The following is a 15,006-nucleotide window of genomic DNA, read 5'->3' on the forward strand; positions in this document are numbered from 1 at the left end:
GCCGGCCGAGGCCCGCCCGGGATCGAGTGTCCACGAAGGGAGCACAGTGAGCGTGATCCTGGTGGTCGACGGTGATCCGCACCTCGTGCGGGTGCTCGATCTCAACCTGCGCGCCCGCCGCTTCACGGTCCGCACCGCCGGCTCCGGCAGGGAGGCGATCGAGGCGGCGGGCCGGTTCGCGCCAGATGCGGTCCTGCTCGACCCCGGCCTGCCCGACGCGGACGGGTTCGACGCCATCCGCGGTCTGCGCGCGAAACTGGCCGCGCCGATCATCGTCCTCTCCGCACGCGAGAGTCTCGACGAGAAGGTCCGCACCCTCGACGCGGGTGCGGACGACTACCTCACCAAGCCCTTCCTGATGGACGAGCTGCTCGCCCGGCTGCGCGCCGTCCTGCGCAGGCCGGCCGGCCCGCCGCGCGCGGTGGCCCTGGGCGAGCACGTGATCGACCTGCACGCGATGACCGTGACCGGACCCGGCGGTCCGGTCCGGTTGACGCCCACCGAGTGGCGGATCCTCGCCGTGCTCCTCGCCGCGCCCGGCCGGCTCGTGCCACGCCGGCGGATCCTGCACGAGGTGTGGGGCCCCGGCCAGGAGGAGCGCACCAACTACCTGCGCGTCTACCTCCGCGCCATGCGGGCCAAGTTGGAGGCCGACCCCGCCCGTCCGCGGCACCTGATCACCGAGCCGGGACTGGGCTACCGCTTCGATCCATGAGACCTCATGGATCGTGTACGGCGCCGGCCGCTTCACCGGCTGCCGAGCGCGCTCTCCTCGCGGTCGAGGTCGAGCTGGAGGCGGCGGCGGGTGGTGTCGCTGATCCGGTGGTCGTCGTAGAGGCGGCGCAGTTCGGCGTTCTGGACGGCGATCACCTCGTGGCGCAGTTCGCGGTAGGCGGCGTCGACGGTGCCGCCTTCGGGGTTGTCGGCGGTGTGGTCGAGGCGGGCGTGCAGACCTCGGCGGATGCGGTCGACGGCGGCTTCGGGTGCGCTCTCGAGTTCCGCGAGGTGCTCGACGTGGGCGAGGGCGGCGCGGTTGAGGGTGCCGCGGGCGTCGTCCTCCTCGCGGGCGGTGTGCTCGGGCTCCAGGGCGAGTCCGGAGCGGTTGACCACGGGGGCCAGGCTCAGGCCCTGGACGACCAGGGTGAAGATCACCACCGCGGTGGTCAGCACGAGAACCAGGGGCCGCCCGGGCAGCGGGCTGCCCGCGCCGGTGGTGAGCGGGATGGACAGCGCTGCGGCCAGCGGCATCACACCCCGGGTCCCGGCCCAGGTCACCACGGTCGCCACCCGCCAGGAGGGCCGGCCCCGGGTCGGGCGGACGGCGGTGGACAGCGGGAGCATCCACAGCACCCGGACGCCGATCAGCACCGCGGCGATGGCGAGCCCCTGCAGCGGCCACCAGCCGCGCCCGGCCGGCAGGGCGCGCACCAGGGTGGGCAGTTCCAGCCCGACGATGCTGAAGACCACGCTCTCCAGCAGGAACACCACCACCGCGTAGACGGCGTGCAGCTGCAGGCGGATCCGGGCGTCGCTCAGACGGTGGCCGGAGCGGCCGAGCAGCACGCCGGCGACGACCACCCCGGTGATCCCGGACGTGTGCGCCGACTCCGCGAGCACGTAGGCGGCGTACGGGGTGACCAACGCGATCACCGTCTCCAGCACCGGATCCGTGGTGCGCCGGCGGATCAGCGCCACCACCCCGGCCACCGCCGCGCCGATCACGCTGCCGCCACCCGCCAGGACCACGAACTCCCCGCCGGCCGCGGGCCAGCTCACCGCCCCGGCCGCGACCGCGACGCCGACGGCGACCTTGAACAGCACCAGCGAGGTGGCGTCGTTGAACAGGCTCTCCGCCTGCACCAGCACCTGAACCCGGCCGGGCAGCGCGAGGCGCCGCCCGAGCGCGGTGACCGCGACCGGGTCGGTGCTGGCCAGTACCGCGCCCAGCACGAACGCCATCACCGGCGGGAGCTTCGTCACCGCGGCCGCGACGAAGCCCACCGCCGCCGCCGAGGCCAGCACCAGGCCGAAGGCGAGGACGGTCACCGGCCGCCAGACCGTCCGAAGGTCGCGCAGTGACAGTTCCTCCGCCGAGGCGTACAGCAGCGGCGGCAGCACGACCAGCCCGATCGTCTCCGGCCGGAGGTGGAGCGCGGGAGCGCCCGGTATCAGCGCCACCGCGAGACCGGCGAGCACCAGCAGGGAGGGAGCGGGGATGCGCCATCGCCGGGCGAACGTGGCCACGGCCGTGGCCAGCACCACCAGGAAGAGGACGGTTCCCACAGCACGCATCGACGAAGCCCCTGCATCACGAAGGCGGGGGCGCTGCCGCCGACTGCTGCAGTCCTTACCCCCGCGACGCCGACCAGGCTTCCCGGCACACCGCGAATCATTTTATCGGCACGTTAACGGCGCGAACAGACGCGGACCTGTACACCGGGTTCCAGCGCACAGCGGCCCTTCGGTCTCCCGTGAACAGGAGCGTCGTGGGACGGTTGGCTCAACCCACCTCACCGTGCCGGGACGAGGGTGTCGAAGTCACGGCTGCGCGAGTGGCCGGGCGAGTGGCCGGGACGGCCGACAGCCGGTGCCCCCATCTGCGCGGCGGCTTGCGGTGCGCTCGGCGGTGCTGCCGCGGGGACTTGCTGCGCAGGTGCCCGGCGAGGAAGGGGAACAGCAGGACGGACAGCATCGCGGCGCCGACCAGCGCGGCGGCGGTGGAGGAGCGGAGCCGGCCGGCGTCCTCCTCGCTGGTGGTGATGACGACCACCAGGGGCAGTGCGGTGGCGCCGTAGAGGCCGAGGGCGACGCGGTCACGGCGGGTGAGCCCGGGTGGTGCGAGCAGAGCGGCGGGAAATCCCCGGGTGACCGCGAGCAGGAGGAGGAAGAAGGGGAGCAGCAGGAGGGCCCCGGGTGCGGACAGCAGGGCGTGCAGGTCGAAGTCCATCCCGCTGACCACGAAGAAGGCCGGGATGAGGAAACCGAATCCGATGCCTTCCAGTTTGGCGTCGACCACTTCCACCGCGGCCTCGGGAGCTCGGTCGAGCAGCAGCTTGGAGACGGCCCCGGCGGTGAACGCGCCGATCAGCATGTCCGCGCCGAGCCAGATGGCGGCGGCCACCATCCCGGTGAGAACCAGCACCACCGCGCGTACCGCGAACTGGCCCGAGGAACGCAGTGTGCGTCCGATCAGTCTGGTCACCCACAGCGGGTGGGGGCGGCGCGCGATGAGGACGGCGATGCCGGCGAGAGCGGTGAACGCTCCGAGCACGGCTGCGGTCTTCGCGGGCGTGTTGCCGCTCAGCAGGACGGCGATGGCGATCACCGGCCCGAACTCGCCGATCGCCCCGGTGGCCAGGGCCATGGAGCCGAACGGGGTGGGCAGATCGCCGCAGTCGCGCAGGATGGGCAGGATGGTGCCCAGCGTCGTCGTGGTGAGCGCGAGTCCGGCGAAGACGTCGTCGGAGGAGACGTGATGGAGCAGGACACCGACGCCGAAGGCGGCCAGCAGCGAGGCCACCCAGGCCAGCCCCGCCCGTCGGAGCGGCTCGCCACGCAGCCGCACGAAGTCGATCTCGTATCCGGCCAGGAACATCAGCATCGCCAGGCCGAACTGCGAGAGAATCTCCACCAGGTCACCGACCCGGGCCCAGCCCAGCATATGAGGGCCCACCACCACACCCAGCACGATCTCGAACACCACCGTCGGCATCGGCAACCACCGCTGCAACCGGTCCGCCAGGATCGGCGCGGCCAACGCGCAGACGGGGATCAGGACCAACGGCTGGGCATCCGCTTCCAGACCGGCCATCAGTCACCACCAGCCGAACAAGGTCCGCCGCCCATACCCGCCCCGACGTGCCGGCACACGGCCGGAACGTTCCTCCGCGGCCGGACCACCAGAGCCGGCTGAGCCGCCCGAGGCGGGAGCCCCACCAGGGCCCGCCGCCGGTTCGGCCGAGCGACGGCGAGCATCGGACAACCACCGGCCGCAGCTCCCGAGTAAACCCCGGTCGGCGGTAACGGCCTGGCGGTGTCACCACGGAAGCGAACCGGGTGAGCCCCGCGAGTACCGGCATCGGCCGACCTGCCACCCGCATCCGGCCGACTGCCGCGTTCCTGATCGGTCATCGGATGAGCTGACCGGCCGCCCGATCGGCGATGCTTCTGGTCGAGGTCGTCGTGGTCGTGGCCACGGAACGGAGCACAGGCCGTCACCAAGGTCTCCCCCTCGCGTGAGCTTCTGCTCGGAGCCTTCCACGACGAAAGAGCGCTGATACGGCTCGAATAGGTGAGGAAGATGCGCACAGCGGCGCACGACCAGGCTCTAGCGACGCCCGAGTTCGACAGTGCGTGGGTACATCACTGAGGCGGAGGTCGGGGCGACCCGCGGGTTCGGCCGTGACTGCCCGTCGGAGTCGAGTGTCCACGGCTCCGGTGGACCGGCGGGCTGTGGACCAGGGCAGTGCCCGTCGCCAGCCCGCGCGACTCGACCGGCCTTCCCTGACCGGCAGCGAGACAGCTCCGCACGGCCTGTCGCGACCCCAGGCCGTCTTCGGGCCGGAGCCCGCACCCGAAACGGACATTCGGGAACACCACTCCCTGACGCATGGCTGGTACCCGGTGCGCTCCCTCTGCCGAGGGCGGCGCGAACCTCCAGGTCAACGCCATGGCAGTGTGCAGGCCCACCCCGCGTCCCGGCCACGGGACCTCCAGGCCGACCTGATCCGCTAGTCCCGTCCTTCGCACGTCACTCGGGAGGGTGAAGATCGAATGCCTGAATTGGTAGGGTTCGACGTACAATCGGACTCAGCCCCAGCGTCCGCATCGTGAGATTCCGATGCCGTCGCCAGTTGGCTATCGATCTTCACGCCCATGTGCGAAGTCTCCGGCTAGTCTGTCATCGGTCAGTCGGCTATCCCGCAGTCGGCCCGCACGGCATCTCCTCCACAAGCTTTCGACACCGGCCTTCGCCAGCGCGGCGTGCACGAGGTCCGGGGCGGTTTTGCTGGCATCGACGTTGTCGGCGCAGGTCGCGGCGGTGATGGCGTCGTCGGCGTCCAGGACGCGGCGCATGACCGCAAGGTCCCTCGCGGAGGCGGAGGAGGCGAGCACGATCGTCCAGCCGCGCCCGGCGAGGTCGCGCAGCAGATCGGCCGCCCCGTCGAAGGCCCGCAGGGTGGGCCAGTAGCGGGCGAACAGCGCCTGGTGCGCCTGGTCGATCGCCGCGTCCTGGCCGTGGTCGCGGTCCTTGTCCAGGAGATGGTCCAGTAGCTGGTCGCCGCCCATGCCGACCGCGCCGTGGATGCGCGCCACCGCCGGCGTGTGCCCGAACTGCGCCAGGGCTTCCGCCCACCCAGCATGCCGTCGTCGATCGCGGCGATTTCCAGCCGGTAGTCGTGTCGCATCACGCCCCCCTCACAGGTTTACTGCCCTGTGATTCTGCTTCCCAAGGCATACACCACAATGCCTGCCCTGGGACCCCACAGTCCGCAGCAGGACTTCCCCCGGGCCCAGGTAGCTGGCATGCATCCGTCGGCCGCAGGCGGCCTCGTCAGGATGGGCCAACCACCATATCGGGCCAAACAGGCGCGCTAACCAGTTGCCGGGGTTTGTCCTCGCGCCGCGGGGTTAGCCGCAGAGCATGACACATCACTTGCAGGACCCGCGCACAGTGGTGGTCACCGGGGCGAGCGGCGGCATCGGCCGGGCCGCGGCCGTGGCGTTCGCCGGCCGAGGTGACCGGCTCGCACTGGTCGCCCGCGGCCGTGCCGGTCTGGACGGCGCGGTACGGGAGGCCGAGCAGGCCGGCGCCACAAAGGTGATCGCCATCGAGGCGGACATGGCCGACCCGGACGCGGTGGAGGCCGCCGCCCAGCGGGCCGAGGACGAGCTCGGCCCGATCGACGTATGGGTCAACGACGCGTTCACCTCCGTCTTCGCCCCCTTCACCGACATCGAACCCGAGGAGTTCCGTCGCGTCACCGAGGTCTCCTACCTGGGCTACGTGTACGCCACCCGGACCGCGCTGCGCCGGATGCTCCCGCGGGATCGCGGTGTCCTCGTGCACGTGGGCTCGGCCATCGCCTACCGGGGCATCCCGCTGCAAAGCGCCTACAGCGGCGCCAAGCACGCCATCCAGGGCTGGCACGAAGCCCTGCGCTGCGAACTGCTCGCCTCCGGCACCCAGGTGCGCACCACGATGGTGCAGATGCCGGCCGTCAACACCCCGCAGTTCGACTGGGTCCGCTCCCGCCTGCCCGAGCGGGCACAGCCTGTACCGCCGATCTACCAGCCCGAGGTCGCCGCCCGCGCCATCGTGTACGCGGCCGACCATCCCGAGCGGCGGGAGTACTGGGTCGGCGCCAGCACGGTGGCCACCCTGGTCGCGAACGCGATCGCGCCCGGCCTGCTGGACCACTACCTGGCGCGCACCGGTTTCGACTCGCAGCAGAGCGGTGAGCGGCGGCGCACCGGTGATCCGGACAACCTCTTCCAGCCGGTCGACACCGGACAGGACTTCGGGGCGCACGGGCGCTTCGACGACCGGGCCCGCACCCGCAGCGTCCAGCAACAGGCAGCCCAGCGTCTCGCAACCGTGGGCGCGGCGGTGTGGCGGGCGGCCGGGCGAGTGAGGGCGGGCTTGCGGCCGGGGCCGTGCGGGTTCGCATCCGGGTGGCGGGGCAAACGCCTTCCGCCGACCGGAACGCAATCGCCGACGAGGAGTATGTGACATGCCACGCGGTTCAAGCCCCAAGCGGGAGCGCCAGTACGAGCACATCAAGGACAGCGCGCTGGAGCGCGGTGAGAGCGAGAAGCGGGCCAAGGAGATCGCCGCCCGCACCGTCAACAAGGAACGCGCCCGCCACAGCGAGTCGAAGACCGCCAGCCGCAGCTCGGTGAAGGACATCTCCTCCGGCCGGCGCGGCGGCCTGCGCTCCCACAGCGGCTCCCAGGGTCCGACGAAGGAGCAGCTGTACAACGAGGCCAAGCAGCGCAACGTCCACGGCCGCTCGAGGATGAACAAGGAGCAGCTCGCCCACGCGCTGGGCCACTAGCCGGAGACTTCGCACATGGGCGTGAAGATCGATAGCCAACTGGCGACGGCATCGGAATCTCACGATGCGGACGCTGGGGCTGAGTCCGATTGTACGTCGAACCCTACCAATTCAGGCATTCGATCTTCACCCTCCCGAGTGACGTGCGAAGGACGGGACTAGCCCCAATGCCAGTGACTTTGGCCCGACTTGAGCGCCTGGATGGCCAGTCGACGCCTCAGCCTTCAGCCAGGGCGGGAGCGCCAGAACCGCCCAGCCCGCATGGCAGCGGACTGAGCGGTTCAGCGGCCCACTCAGTGGGTGGAACCGATCGTCCCGTTGGGCTTGGCCGCGTGTATGTTGACGATGTCTCCGGTGGGCTTGTTCGCGGCCAAGGCGCTGCTCATGGCGCCGGCTCCGGCGGTCAGTAGGACGGCGACGCGGAGTTCCGTGAGGGGGCTGTGCGGATCGTCGCCGAGATCGGGAGGGCGGTGGCGGAGGTGGCGCGGGAGCTGGGGATCAACGAGACCACCCTGGCCACCTGGGTCTGCCGGGCATGGAAGGCCGGCGGTGACGGCACGCTGGGCGAGTCCGAACACGAGGAACTGGCCCGGCTGCGGTGGCGGGCCGCCGAACAGGCCAAGCGGGTACGGGAGCTGGAGATGGAGCGTGATGTCCTCAAGCGCTGCATGGTCCTGTGGGTGAAGTAGCTGTGGCGGACCCGGCGGCGCTCGTCGGGGTGATCAGCGGCCAGAGGGCCGAGCACGGCATACCGCATACCGTCTCCTGTCGCGCGCTCGGCGTGTCCGAGGCGTGGTACTACAAGTGGTGCAATCGTCCGGCCGCGCCGACGAACCGTGAGGTCAGACGCGCTCGATTGGAGGAGAGGATCACATACTTCTTCCGTCGCTCGGGCGAGACGTACGGTTCGCCGAGGGTCACGCTCGAGCTGTGGGCCGAGGGCTGGAAGGTCTCGGTGAGCACGGTCGCCGAGATCATGGCGGACCTCGGGCTCCAGGGCCGCAAGCCGCCGTGTCGGCGCCGCTCGCTGACCCGGCAGGGCAAGCGCCGGGCGGCCCGCGACCTGGTCGGCCGGCACTTCGACGCCGTCTCGCCGAACGTGTTGTGGGTCGGCGATATGACCGAAGTCGACACCGGAGAGGGGGAGTTGTACCTGGCCACGGTGATCGACCGGTTCTCGCGCCGCCTCCTCGGCTACGCGATGGGCGCCCACCATGACGCGGCCTTGGTCGCCGCGTCGTTGAAGATGGCCGCCGCCACGCGGGGCGGCGCCGTGGACGGGGTGATCTTCCACTCCGACCGCGGCAGTGAATACACGTCCGCCGCCTACAACGAGCTGTGTGACCGGCTGGGCGTGGTGCAGTCCATGGGGCGCATGGGATCGGCCCTGGACAACGCCGCCGCGGAGAGCTTCAACTCGCTCATCAAGGTCGAGTACATCCACCGGCACAAGTTCGCCACCCGAGCCGAGGCCCGACTGGAGATCGCCACCTGGATCGCCGACTTCTACAACACACGCCGCAGGCACAGCGCGGCCGGCGGACTGCCGCCGGTGGAGTTCGAACGGATCATCAGCGAAGCACGCGCCGGTCACCGCCAGGAGGGCCTGGCCGCATAAAGAAAGCCTCTACGAAACCAGGGGATTGACATATGGCGAATACCCCTGCACGCGCAGAGCATCGAACCACAAGCACCGAGCCGCACCTGGACCTCCCCTGACGCCCCCGGAGGAGCACGGCCGGGCCCCGGCCGACCCCGAACGCGCCGTCATATCCACCGATGACCGAAACTGAGGGTGAGTGACTCTCATACCGTCAGCCGAGAACCCACGGGCGCACCAGGACCGCCGGGGCGGCGCAGACCGGCGCGCCCGAAGCAGCAGGTGCACCGCCTGGGCAAACGACGCAGCGGCCCCCAACGCCCACTCGCGCACCCCCAAAGAGCCCAGCGCACAGGACCAGCCTCCAGGACACCCTCTACGCCCCTGGTCGGCCCCGACCTGCAGGTCCTGCCGTCGCCGCCAGGCCACCGAGAGCCAACGCACTCACGGGACGTTAGATCGAGGGCGTGCGCCGCGAACGCACTGATCGCATCCTGAGGAACGGCACCCGGACGCCGTCCCGGACAACTACGCCGACCACCACGATGGGAAAGGTTCCAGCAGTGGAGCACAAATCGCTTCGAAGATCGCGCGTCAAGGCCGTCACCATGGTCTCGGCGGCGGCCGCTCTTTCACTAACCGTCAACTTGGCTTCCACAACGATGGCTCTGGCCGACGCGACCGAGAAGACCAGCACCGATCACGCGCACCGGACGTACGGCCCGGGTGGCGCTGGGAGTCCCAATCCCGCTCACCGTACGGAGCAGCCGGCGGGTGGCGGCGGTGGTGAAGGCGGTGGAGGCAAGGGCGGCGGCGGCCATCATCAACGCCCGGGCCCGCAAGGACCCCAAGGAGAACCCGGCCCACAAGGACCCCAGGGCGACACCGGGTCGCAGGGTTCCCAGGGTGGCACCGGTGCTCAGGGCAGCCAGGGGGCGCAGGGTTTCCAGGGTGACACCGGTGCTCAGGGGAGCCAGGGTTTCCAGGGTGACACCGGTGCCCAGGGCAGCACCGGGGTGCAGGGGCCGCAGGGTTTCCAGGGTGGCACCGGTGCTCAGGGGAGCCAGGGTTTCCAGGGTGGCACCGGTGCTCAGGGCAGCCAGGGGGCGCAGGGTTTCCAGGGCACCACCGGTGCTCAGGGGAGCCAGGGTTTCCAGGGTGACACCGGTGCCCAGGGCGGCACCGGGGTGCAGGGGCCGCAGGGTTTCCAGGGCGGCACCGGTGCGCAGGGGCCGCAGGGTTTCCAGGGTGGCACCGGTGCTCAGGGGAGCCAGGGTTTCCAGGGTGACACCGGTGCCCAGGGCAGCACCGGGGTGCAGGGGCCGCAGGGCTTCCAGGGCACCACTGGCGCTCAGGGGAGCCAGGGGGCGCAGGGCACCTCCGGTGCTCAGGGGAGCCAGGGGGCGCAGGGCACCTCCGGTGCTCAGGGGAGCCAGGGGCCCCAGGGTGACACCGGTGCCCAGGGCAGCACCGGGGTGCAGGGGCCGCAGGGCTTCCAAGGCGGCACCGGTGCTCAGGGGAGCCAGGGTTTCCAGGGTGACTCCGGTGTCCAGGGGCCGCAGGGTTTCCAGGGTGGCACCGGTGCTCAGGGGAGCCAGGGTTTCCAGGGCACCACTGGCGCTCAGGGGAGCCAGGGGGCGCAGGGCACCTCCGGTGCTCAGGGGAGCCAGGGTTTCCAGGGTGACTCCGGTGTCCAGGGGAGCCAGGGTTTCCAGGGTGACTCCGGTGTCCAGGGGCCGCAGGGTTTCCAGGGTGACACCGGTGCCCAGGGCAGCACCGGGGTGCAGGGGCCGCAGGGCTTCCAGGGCGGCACCGGTGCGCAGGGCAGCCAGGGATCCCAGGGCACCACCGGTGCTCAGGGGAGCCAGGGATCCCAGGGTGACACCGGTGCCCAGGGCAGCACCGGGGTGCAGGGGCCGCAGGGCAACCAAGGAGCCCAGGGCGCGAGTGATGGAGCGCAGAGCTCGGTCGTCACAGTTTCCGGCGCTGGTAACGCTGTGGCGTCATGCCCGGCTGGTACTCACGCCATCGGTGGTGGTTTCTCGAGCGTGTCGGGGGCAGCGATCACTTTCAATGGTCCTGTTGGTGGTTCGCCTGCCACTGGTTGGCAGGCCACCACACTCGTTGCTCTGGTTCCTGTCACCGTCTACGCGGTGTGCGGGCCCTGAGTGAGCCCCGGCCATCGGGCCGGTCGCAGACGAGTTGGTGGACGAGGTCGTACAGCCCGAGTTCCGCAGTTCGTGGGCATGGATGGGCCTGTCGAGCGGTGTCCGTGCAGGTCACGGTGTTGCGAGGCGTGTGCTGTCGCCGGAAATGCGTGGGCACACGCCTAGGTCCTGTCTGGAGTCCAGATCATGAATGTGGTGTGACGCTGCGAAGCCAGAGCATCGCGCCACACAGATGCAGTCCGGCCTCGTAGCTCTCCGGGGTCTTGTCGAAGCGGAACGCGATGCCGCGCCAGTTCCGAAGTCGGTTGATGCACCGTTCCACGGTGTTGCGGTCCTTGTACAGCGTCGCGTCGTGCGAGACCGGCCGGCCACCGGCGCTGCCGCGCTTCTTGCGGTTCGCGGCCTGGTCGGCCTTCTCCGGGATCACCACTTTGATCCCGCGCCGCCGCGGGTAGTGGCGGTTGCGCCGGGACGAGTAGGCCTTGTCTGCGGCAACCGCGTCCGGTCGGGTGCGCGGGCGTCCGACCGGTCCGCGCACCTTGACCCTCTCCAGGACCGGGACGAACTGCGGGCTGTCGCCCGCCTGTCCCGGCGTGAGAACGAATGCCAGTGGGCGGCAGCGCCGGTCGGTCGCCAGATGGATCTTGCTGGTCAGCCCGCCTCGGGAACGCCCCAGTTCAGCGGCCTTCAAGCGGGCTCGGTGTCGCCGACGGACCCGGCGGCGCTCGGCGCGCGAGGCGTCCTCAGCCTGTCCGTCTTGCGGCTGTTGTCCCTTCGTGTCGCCCCCTTTTCGGACTCGACGGCGGCCTCCAGGGCCGCCAGCTGCTCCGGGTCCAGGACCATCCCGGCGGCGTGGTGGTGGGCCCGTGCGGTCGCCGAGTCCACGCTGACCAGGCCCAGGTCGACCTCGCCACGGGCCGCGGCCTCGGCGATCACCGCTTCCATCAACTGCTGGAAGACGCCCTGCCTCGCCCAGATCCGGAACCGGTCGTACGCGCTCTGCCAGGGCCCGAACTCGGCCGGCAGGTCGCGCCAGGGGCTGCCGACACGGAAGCGCCACATCACCGCGTTGAAGTGCTTCCGCAGGTCGGGGATAGGCCCGACCGCAGCGACCGGGAGATGGGGCTCGATCAGGGTCCACTGCTCGTCGGTGAGATCGCCTCGCGCCATGACTGATTGACTATCAAATCCGGCCCTCCACGCGCATGCGATCTACCGAACTTGTGATCCGGACTCCAGACAGGACCTAATTCATCGACGGCCCCAGGTGTGGGAACAGGCGGGCGAGGACGGGCCGGGTCGGGCGTGGGAGCGGCGCTGGCGCTCCTTCCCCCGACTGCTGATCGTCCTGGTCGGCACGACAGCCGCCAGGGTGCGCCCGGCGGTGGCGGACCTGCGGCTGGCCGCCGAGGAGAACCCGGCCGTCGCCGACATGCTCACCGCCGTTCCGGCCGGCGCCGCCCGAATCGAGGACCTGGTCCAGCGCGGACCGTCGTCCCCGGTCTGGCACCCGCTCGGCGGCCAGGGCGGACGGCCCTGTGGGTGGACTGCGCTGTAGGCGGCGGGCGGGAACGGCGAAGGGGCGGCCCGAACACGGGCCGCCCGATGACGTCGTCGAGCAGCTGGAACCGTTCCAGAGGGAGCTGACGGCTTACTGCTACCGGATGCTTGGTTCCGCGTTCGAGGCGGAGGATGCGGTGCAGGAGACGCTGGTGCGGGCCTGGTCGAAGTACGCGGGGTTCGAGGGGCGTTCGGCGCTGCGGACATGGCTGTACCGGATCGCGACGAACGTGTGCCTGGACATGGCGCCGGCCGCGCAGCGGCGGGCGAGGCCGATGGACCTGACCTCGCCGGTGGCGGCGTGTGCGCCGGACCTGACGCAGCTGGAGGAGTCCTCGGCGCTTCGAGATGATGGAGCAGTGCTTCACCACAGGCCGTCATGGCGACCGGACGCTTCCTCGATCTGCCACCGTCATCACCCCGAAGTGCCGAGGTCAGGTAGCTGGCAGGCATGCGACGGCACGGTGGGGCCGGGGACTCGGCTCCACCGTGCTCACAGGCGGCTCCTGTCACACTTTCACGTTCATCAGAATCCCGGCCACGCCGAGAGCGACGAGGAGCCCCATGATCGACCAAGGGAGGGCCCAGGCAAGAGGACTCTCCCGAGTCGGGCCGCCAGGCCACGCCACACTGATCACCAGTCCGACGCCGTCCCAGGCGAGAATCGCCCATCCGTACCAGGAATCCGACGGCCAGGGTCCCTGGTCGTGGGTGCGACCGTCCACGGTGAGGCCGACCGCGTCGCCTCGCCACACGTGCAGGATCGCCTGTTCGCCCTCCGCAGCCCGGTCGTACACGGCTTTGCTGGTATCGACCTTCTCGATGCCCCCAGTGGCGGTGCGGACGTCCACCTCGTACTCATCTGGATCGCCGTCGGGGCCACCGTGCGTTATGTACCGGACTCCCGTCACAGTGCCGGCCTCCTGCCAGACGCAGTTCAGGCGGGCCGAGTAGCGCACCCCAGGGGGGCAAGGAGTCGTCCGCCCTTCGTGCGAATAGGTGAACATGGACTCCAAAGGACCGAGGAAACCGAAGACCGTTGCGGCCACCACCATCCCAGTGCCGACCAGCAGCGCCACGAGCTTCAGGTGTAACTCACTCATTCCGCCCCTGCCACTTCGCTGCGCGTTTCCCGTTTCGTAGCGGTGGTACATCATGGCTGCAATCCGCCATCCGGGGCAACCAAACGACCGTGCCCCGCAGGGGTCGGCACGGTCTTCGGCTCCGTTCGGGGTCCGGTGGCGTCGCGAGCTGATCTTGGTTCCTGAGGGCTGCGGCACCAGGGAGCAGAAGAAACCGGCCCCGGCCGAGCGCGCCTTTACTGACTTCGGCACTTCGGGGTGATGGACCAGTGCTTCACCGACGGACCGTCACTGCGATCGGACGCTCCTTCGATCTGCCGCCACTGTCACCCCGAAGTGCCGAGGTTAGATAGCCATGGCCCGTCGTCGGTCGTGGCCACGGCTCAAAGCACCACGTAATGCCGACTGCTGCGCTGCTGGCGCCAGGTGGATCTGCATCTACCCAACCGCCGATGATCTTGGTGGCAGATATCGGCAGTATGTGTCAACTAGTACTCCAGTGAGGCTCAAGGACTCCACAATCGCCGACAACCACCCCACCAACTGCGCCGGCAGCCCGATCACCGTCAATTTCTGTACCAACTGACGTCCGCGCCGGATCGCCGTCCGGGCCGCCACCGCGCGCACTACCGCACGGTTGGGCGCACGTGGCGCCGCGTCGGGCTGGAGGGACGGGTACCAGTCGCCGGCCGGCCCGACCCGGCGGTCAGGGCTCACCCTCGCGGGCGGATCACACCGAGGCGCAGATCGCGTAGACCGTGACAGTACCGCCTGCGGACACGGCCACACCGCTCACGTACCAACCGTCATAAAGCGCGGTGGGACCCTCGGCGGTGAGGGGGAGGGCGACGGTGACGCCATTGGTCGTGTAGCCCCCGCCGAGGACCCGCTTGCCTGACGAGCACTGCGCGACGGCCGCGAACGAGCCGACGGCGGGAACGCCCGTCATAGCGGTCCGCACCTCGTAGCCGATCGCGACGGTGCCGTCTCCTTCCGAGCCGCCGCCGTGGTGGTGGTGCCCGCGGCCACCACTTGAGGAGTAGTCCTCCACGTACTCCGTGTAGTCGCGATGGGAGGACGAGTGCGCCTTGTGGTGGTGGTCCGTCGCCGCGGCGGCGCTGCCGATGCCGCAGGCGGACACGGCCAGAGCGGCCGTCAGGATGGCGGTGAAACGCCTGGTCTGTCTCAAAGTAACGCTCCTTCATCTGACTCTGGGGAGGCCGGGATCCGGCTCGCCCTAACGCTTCCTCGGCACCACCCTTCCTAGTACGACTGAAGGTATTTATGACCGGAACAGCCCATCCGAGAATGCACCGGCACTGCTCGACATCGACCACGAAGGACTCTGTCGCTCAATCGGGTTGGTGATCAAGCTGCGATTTGGCCTCGATCCGTCAGCCGCCTGTGCTCGGTGATCGTCGCGGCGGTTCGCCCGTAATGTCCCCGGCCTCGATGTTTCACGGCAGCGGCCGGTTGATCTCATGCCTGTGATGTCGCGTTGGTCCGTTCCCGGGGCGGTGTCGGGTAGGACTGCGCGT

11 protein-coding genes and 3 pseudogenes are annotated in these 15,006 nt (G+C 70.1%); 7 read left to right on the forward strand and 7 right to left on the reverse strand.

Features of this window, described 5'->3' with window-relative positions:
• Positions 1–46 precede the first annotated feature (46 nt).
• The gene (locus ACZ38L_RS29505) at positions 47–715 is read left to right on the forward strand and encodes a response regulator (RefSeq protein ID WP_465698903.1); all 669 of its coding nucleotides are present in this window, start codon (positions 47–49) and stop codon (positions 713–715) included.
• 32 nt (positions 716–747) lie between these two features.
• Here ACZ38L_RS29505 and ACZ38L_RS29510 read toward each other — a convergent pair whose 3' ends face one another.
• The 3 genes from ACZ38L_RS29510 to ACZ38L_RS29520 form a co-directional block, all read right to left on the reverse strand.
• Positions 748–2,292, reverse strand: a complete 1,545-nt coding sequence (locus ACZ38L_RS29510) for a Na+/H+ antiporter (protein WP_465698905.1) — start codon at positions 2,290–2,292, stop codon at positions 748–750.
• A 208-nt stretch (positions 2,293–2,500) separates the two neighbouring features.
• Complete coding sequence (locus ACZ38L_RS29515) at positions 2,501–3,811, reverse strand: cation:proton antiporter (RefSeq protein WP_465698906.1); 1,311 nt, start codon at positions 3,809–3,811, stop codon at positions 2,501–2,503.
• Between the two features lie 1,046 nt (positions 3,812–4,857).
• Positions 4,858–5,343 (reverse strand): HAD family hydrolase, encoded by a 486-nt coding sequence (locus ACZ38L_RS29520; protein WP_465698922.1) that lies wholly within the window; start codon positions 5,341–5,343, stop codon positions 4,858–4,860.
• Positions 5,344–5,644: 301 nt separating this feature from the next.
• Between ACZ38L_RS29520 and ACZ38L_RS29525 the strand changes: the two genes are divergently transcribed.
• The 4 genes and pseudogenes from ACZ38L_RS29525 to ACZ38L_RS29540 all read left to right on the forward strand — a co-directional run bounded on the left by ACZ38L_RS29525 (position 5,645) and on the right by ACZ38L_RS29540 (position 8,676).
• Positions 5,645–6,733, forward strand: a complete 1,089-nt coding sequence (locus ACZ38L_RS29525) for an SDR family oxidoreductase (protein WP_465698907.1) — start codon at positions 5,645–5,647, stop codon at positions 6,731–6,733.
• Position 6,734: 1 nt separating this feature from the next.
• Positions 6,735–7,058: a plasmid stabilization protein gene (locus ACZ38L_RS29530; RefSeq protein WP_465698908.1), complete on the forward strand. Its 324-nt coding sequence runs from the start codon at positions 6,735–6,737 to the stop codon at positions 7,056–7,058.
• Between the two features lie 431 nt (positions 7,059–7,489).
• Positions 7,490–7,747: pseudogene (locus tag ACZ38L_RS29535) on the forward strand (transposase); the annotation flags it as partial.
• Complete coding sequence (locus tag ACZ38L_RS29540; RefSeq protein ID WP_465698910.1) at positions 7,735–8,676, forward strand: IS3 family transposase; 942 nt, start codon at positions 7,735–7,737, stop codon at positions 8,674–8,676. The pseudogene ACZ38L_RS29535 and the gene ACZ38L_RS29540, both read left to right, overlap by 13 nt.
• Before the next feature lie 617 nt (positions 8,677–9,293).
• Here the strand turns inward: ACZ38L_RS29540 and ACZ38L_RS29545 are convergent.
• Both ACZ38L_RS29545 and ACZ38L_RS29550 read right to left on the reverse strand, forming a co-directional pair.
• Positions 9,294–10,589 (reverse strand): hypothetical protein, encoded by a 1,296-nt coding sequence (locus tag ACZ38L_RS29545; protein WP_465698912.1) that lies wholly within the window; start codon positions 10,587–10,589, stop codon positions 9,294–9,296.
• A gap of 421 nt (positions 10,590–11,010) precedes the next feature.
• Positions 11,011–11,996 (reverse strand): annotated as a pseudogene (locus tag ACZ38L_RS29550) (IS5 family transposase).
• 97 nt (positions 11,997–12,093) lie between these two features.
• Between ACZ38L_RS29550 and ACZ38L_RS29555 the strand changes: the two are divergent.
• The gene (locus ACZ38L_RS29555; RefSeq protein ID WP_465698914.1) at positions 12,094–12,384 is read left to right on the forward strand and encodes a hypothetical protein; all 291 of its coding nucleotides are present in this window, start codon (positions 12,094–12,096) and stop codon (positions 12,382–12,384) included.
• A 64-nt stretch (positions 12,385–12,448) separates the two neighbouring features.
• Positions 12,449–12,718 (forward strand): annotated as a pseudogene (locus ACZ38L_RS29560) (sigma-70 family RNA polymerase sigma factor); the annotation flags it as partial.
• A 177-nt stretch (positions 12,719–12,895) separates the two neighbouring features.
• Here ACZ38L_RS29560 and ACZ38L_RS29565 read toward each other — a convergent pair.
• Positions 12,896–13,465, reverse strand: a complete 570-nt coding sequence (locus ACZ38L_RS29565; RefSeq protein WP_465698928.1) for a hypothetical protein — start codon at positions 13,463–13,465, stop codon at positions 12,896–12,898.
• A gap of 733 nt (positions 13,466–14,198) precedes the next feature.
• Positions 14,199–14,657, reverse strand: a complete 459-nt coding sequence (locus tag ACZ38L_RS29570) for a hypothetical protein (RefSeq protein ID WP_465698916.1) — start codon at positions 14,655–14,657, stop codon at positions 14,199–14,201.
• Between the last annotated feature and the right edge of the window lie 349 nt (positions 14,658–15,006).

Source organism: Kitasatospora sp. NPDC024654, from assembly GCF_055559155.1.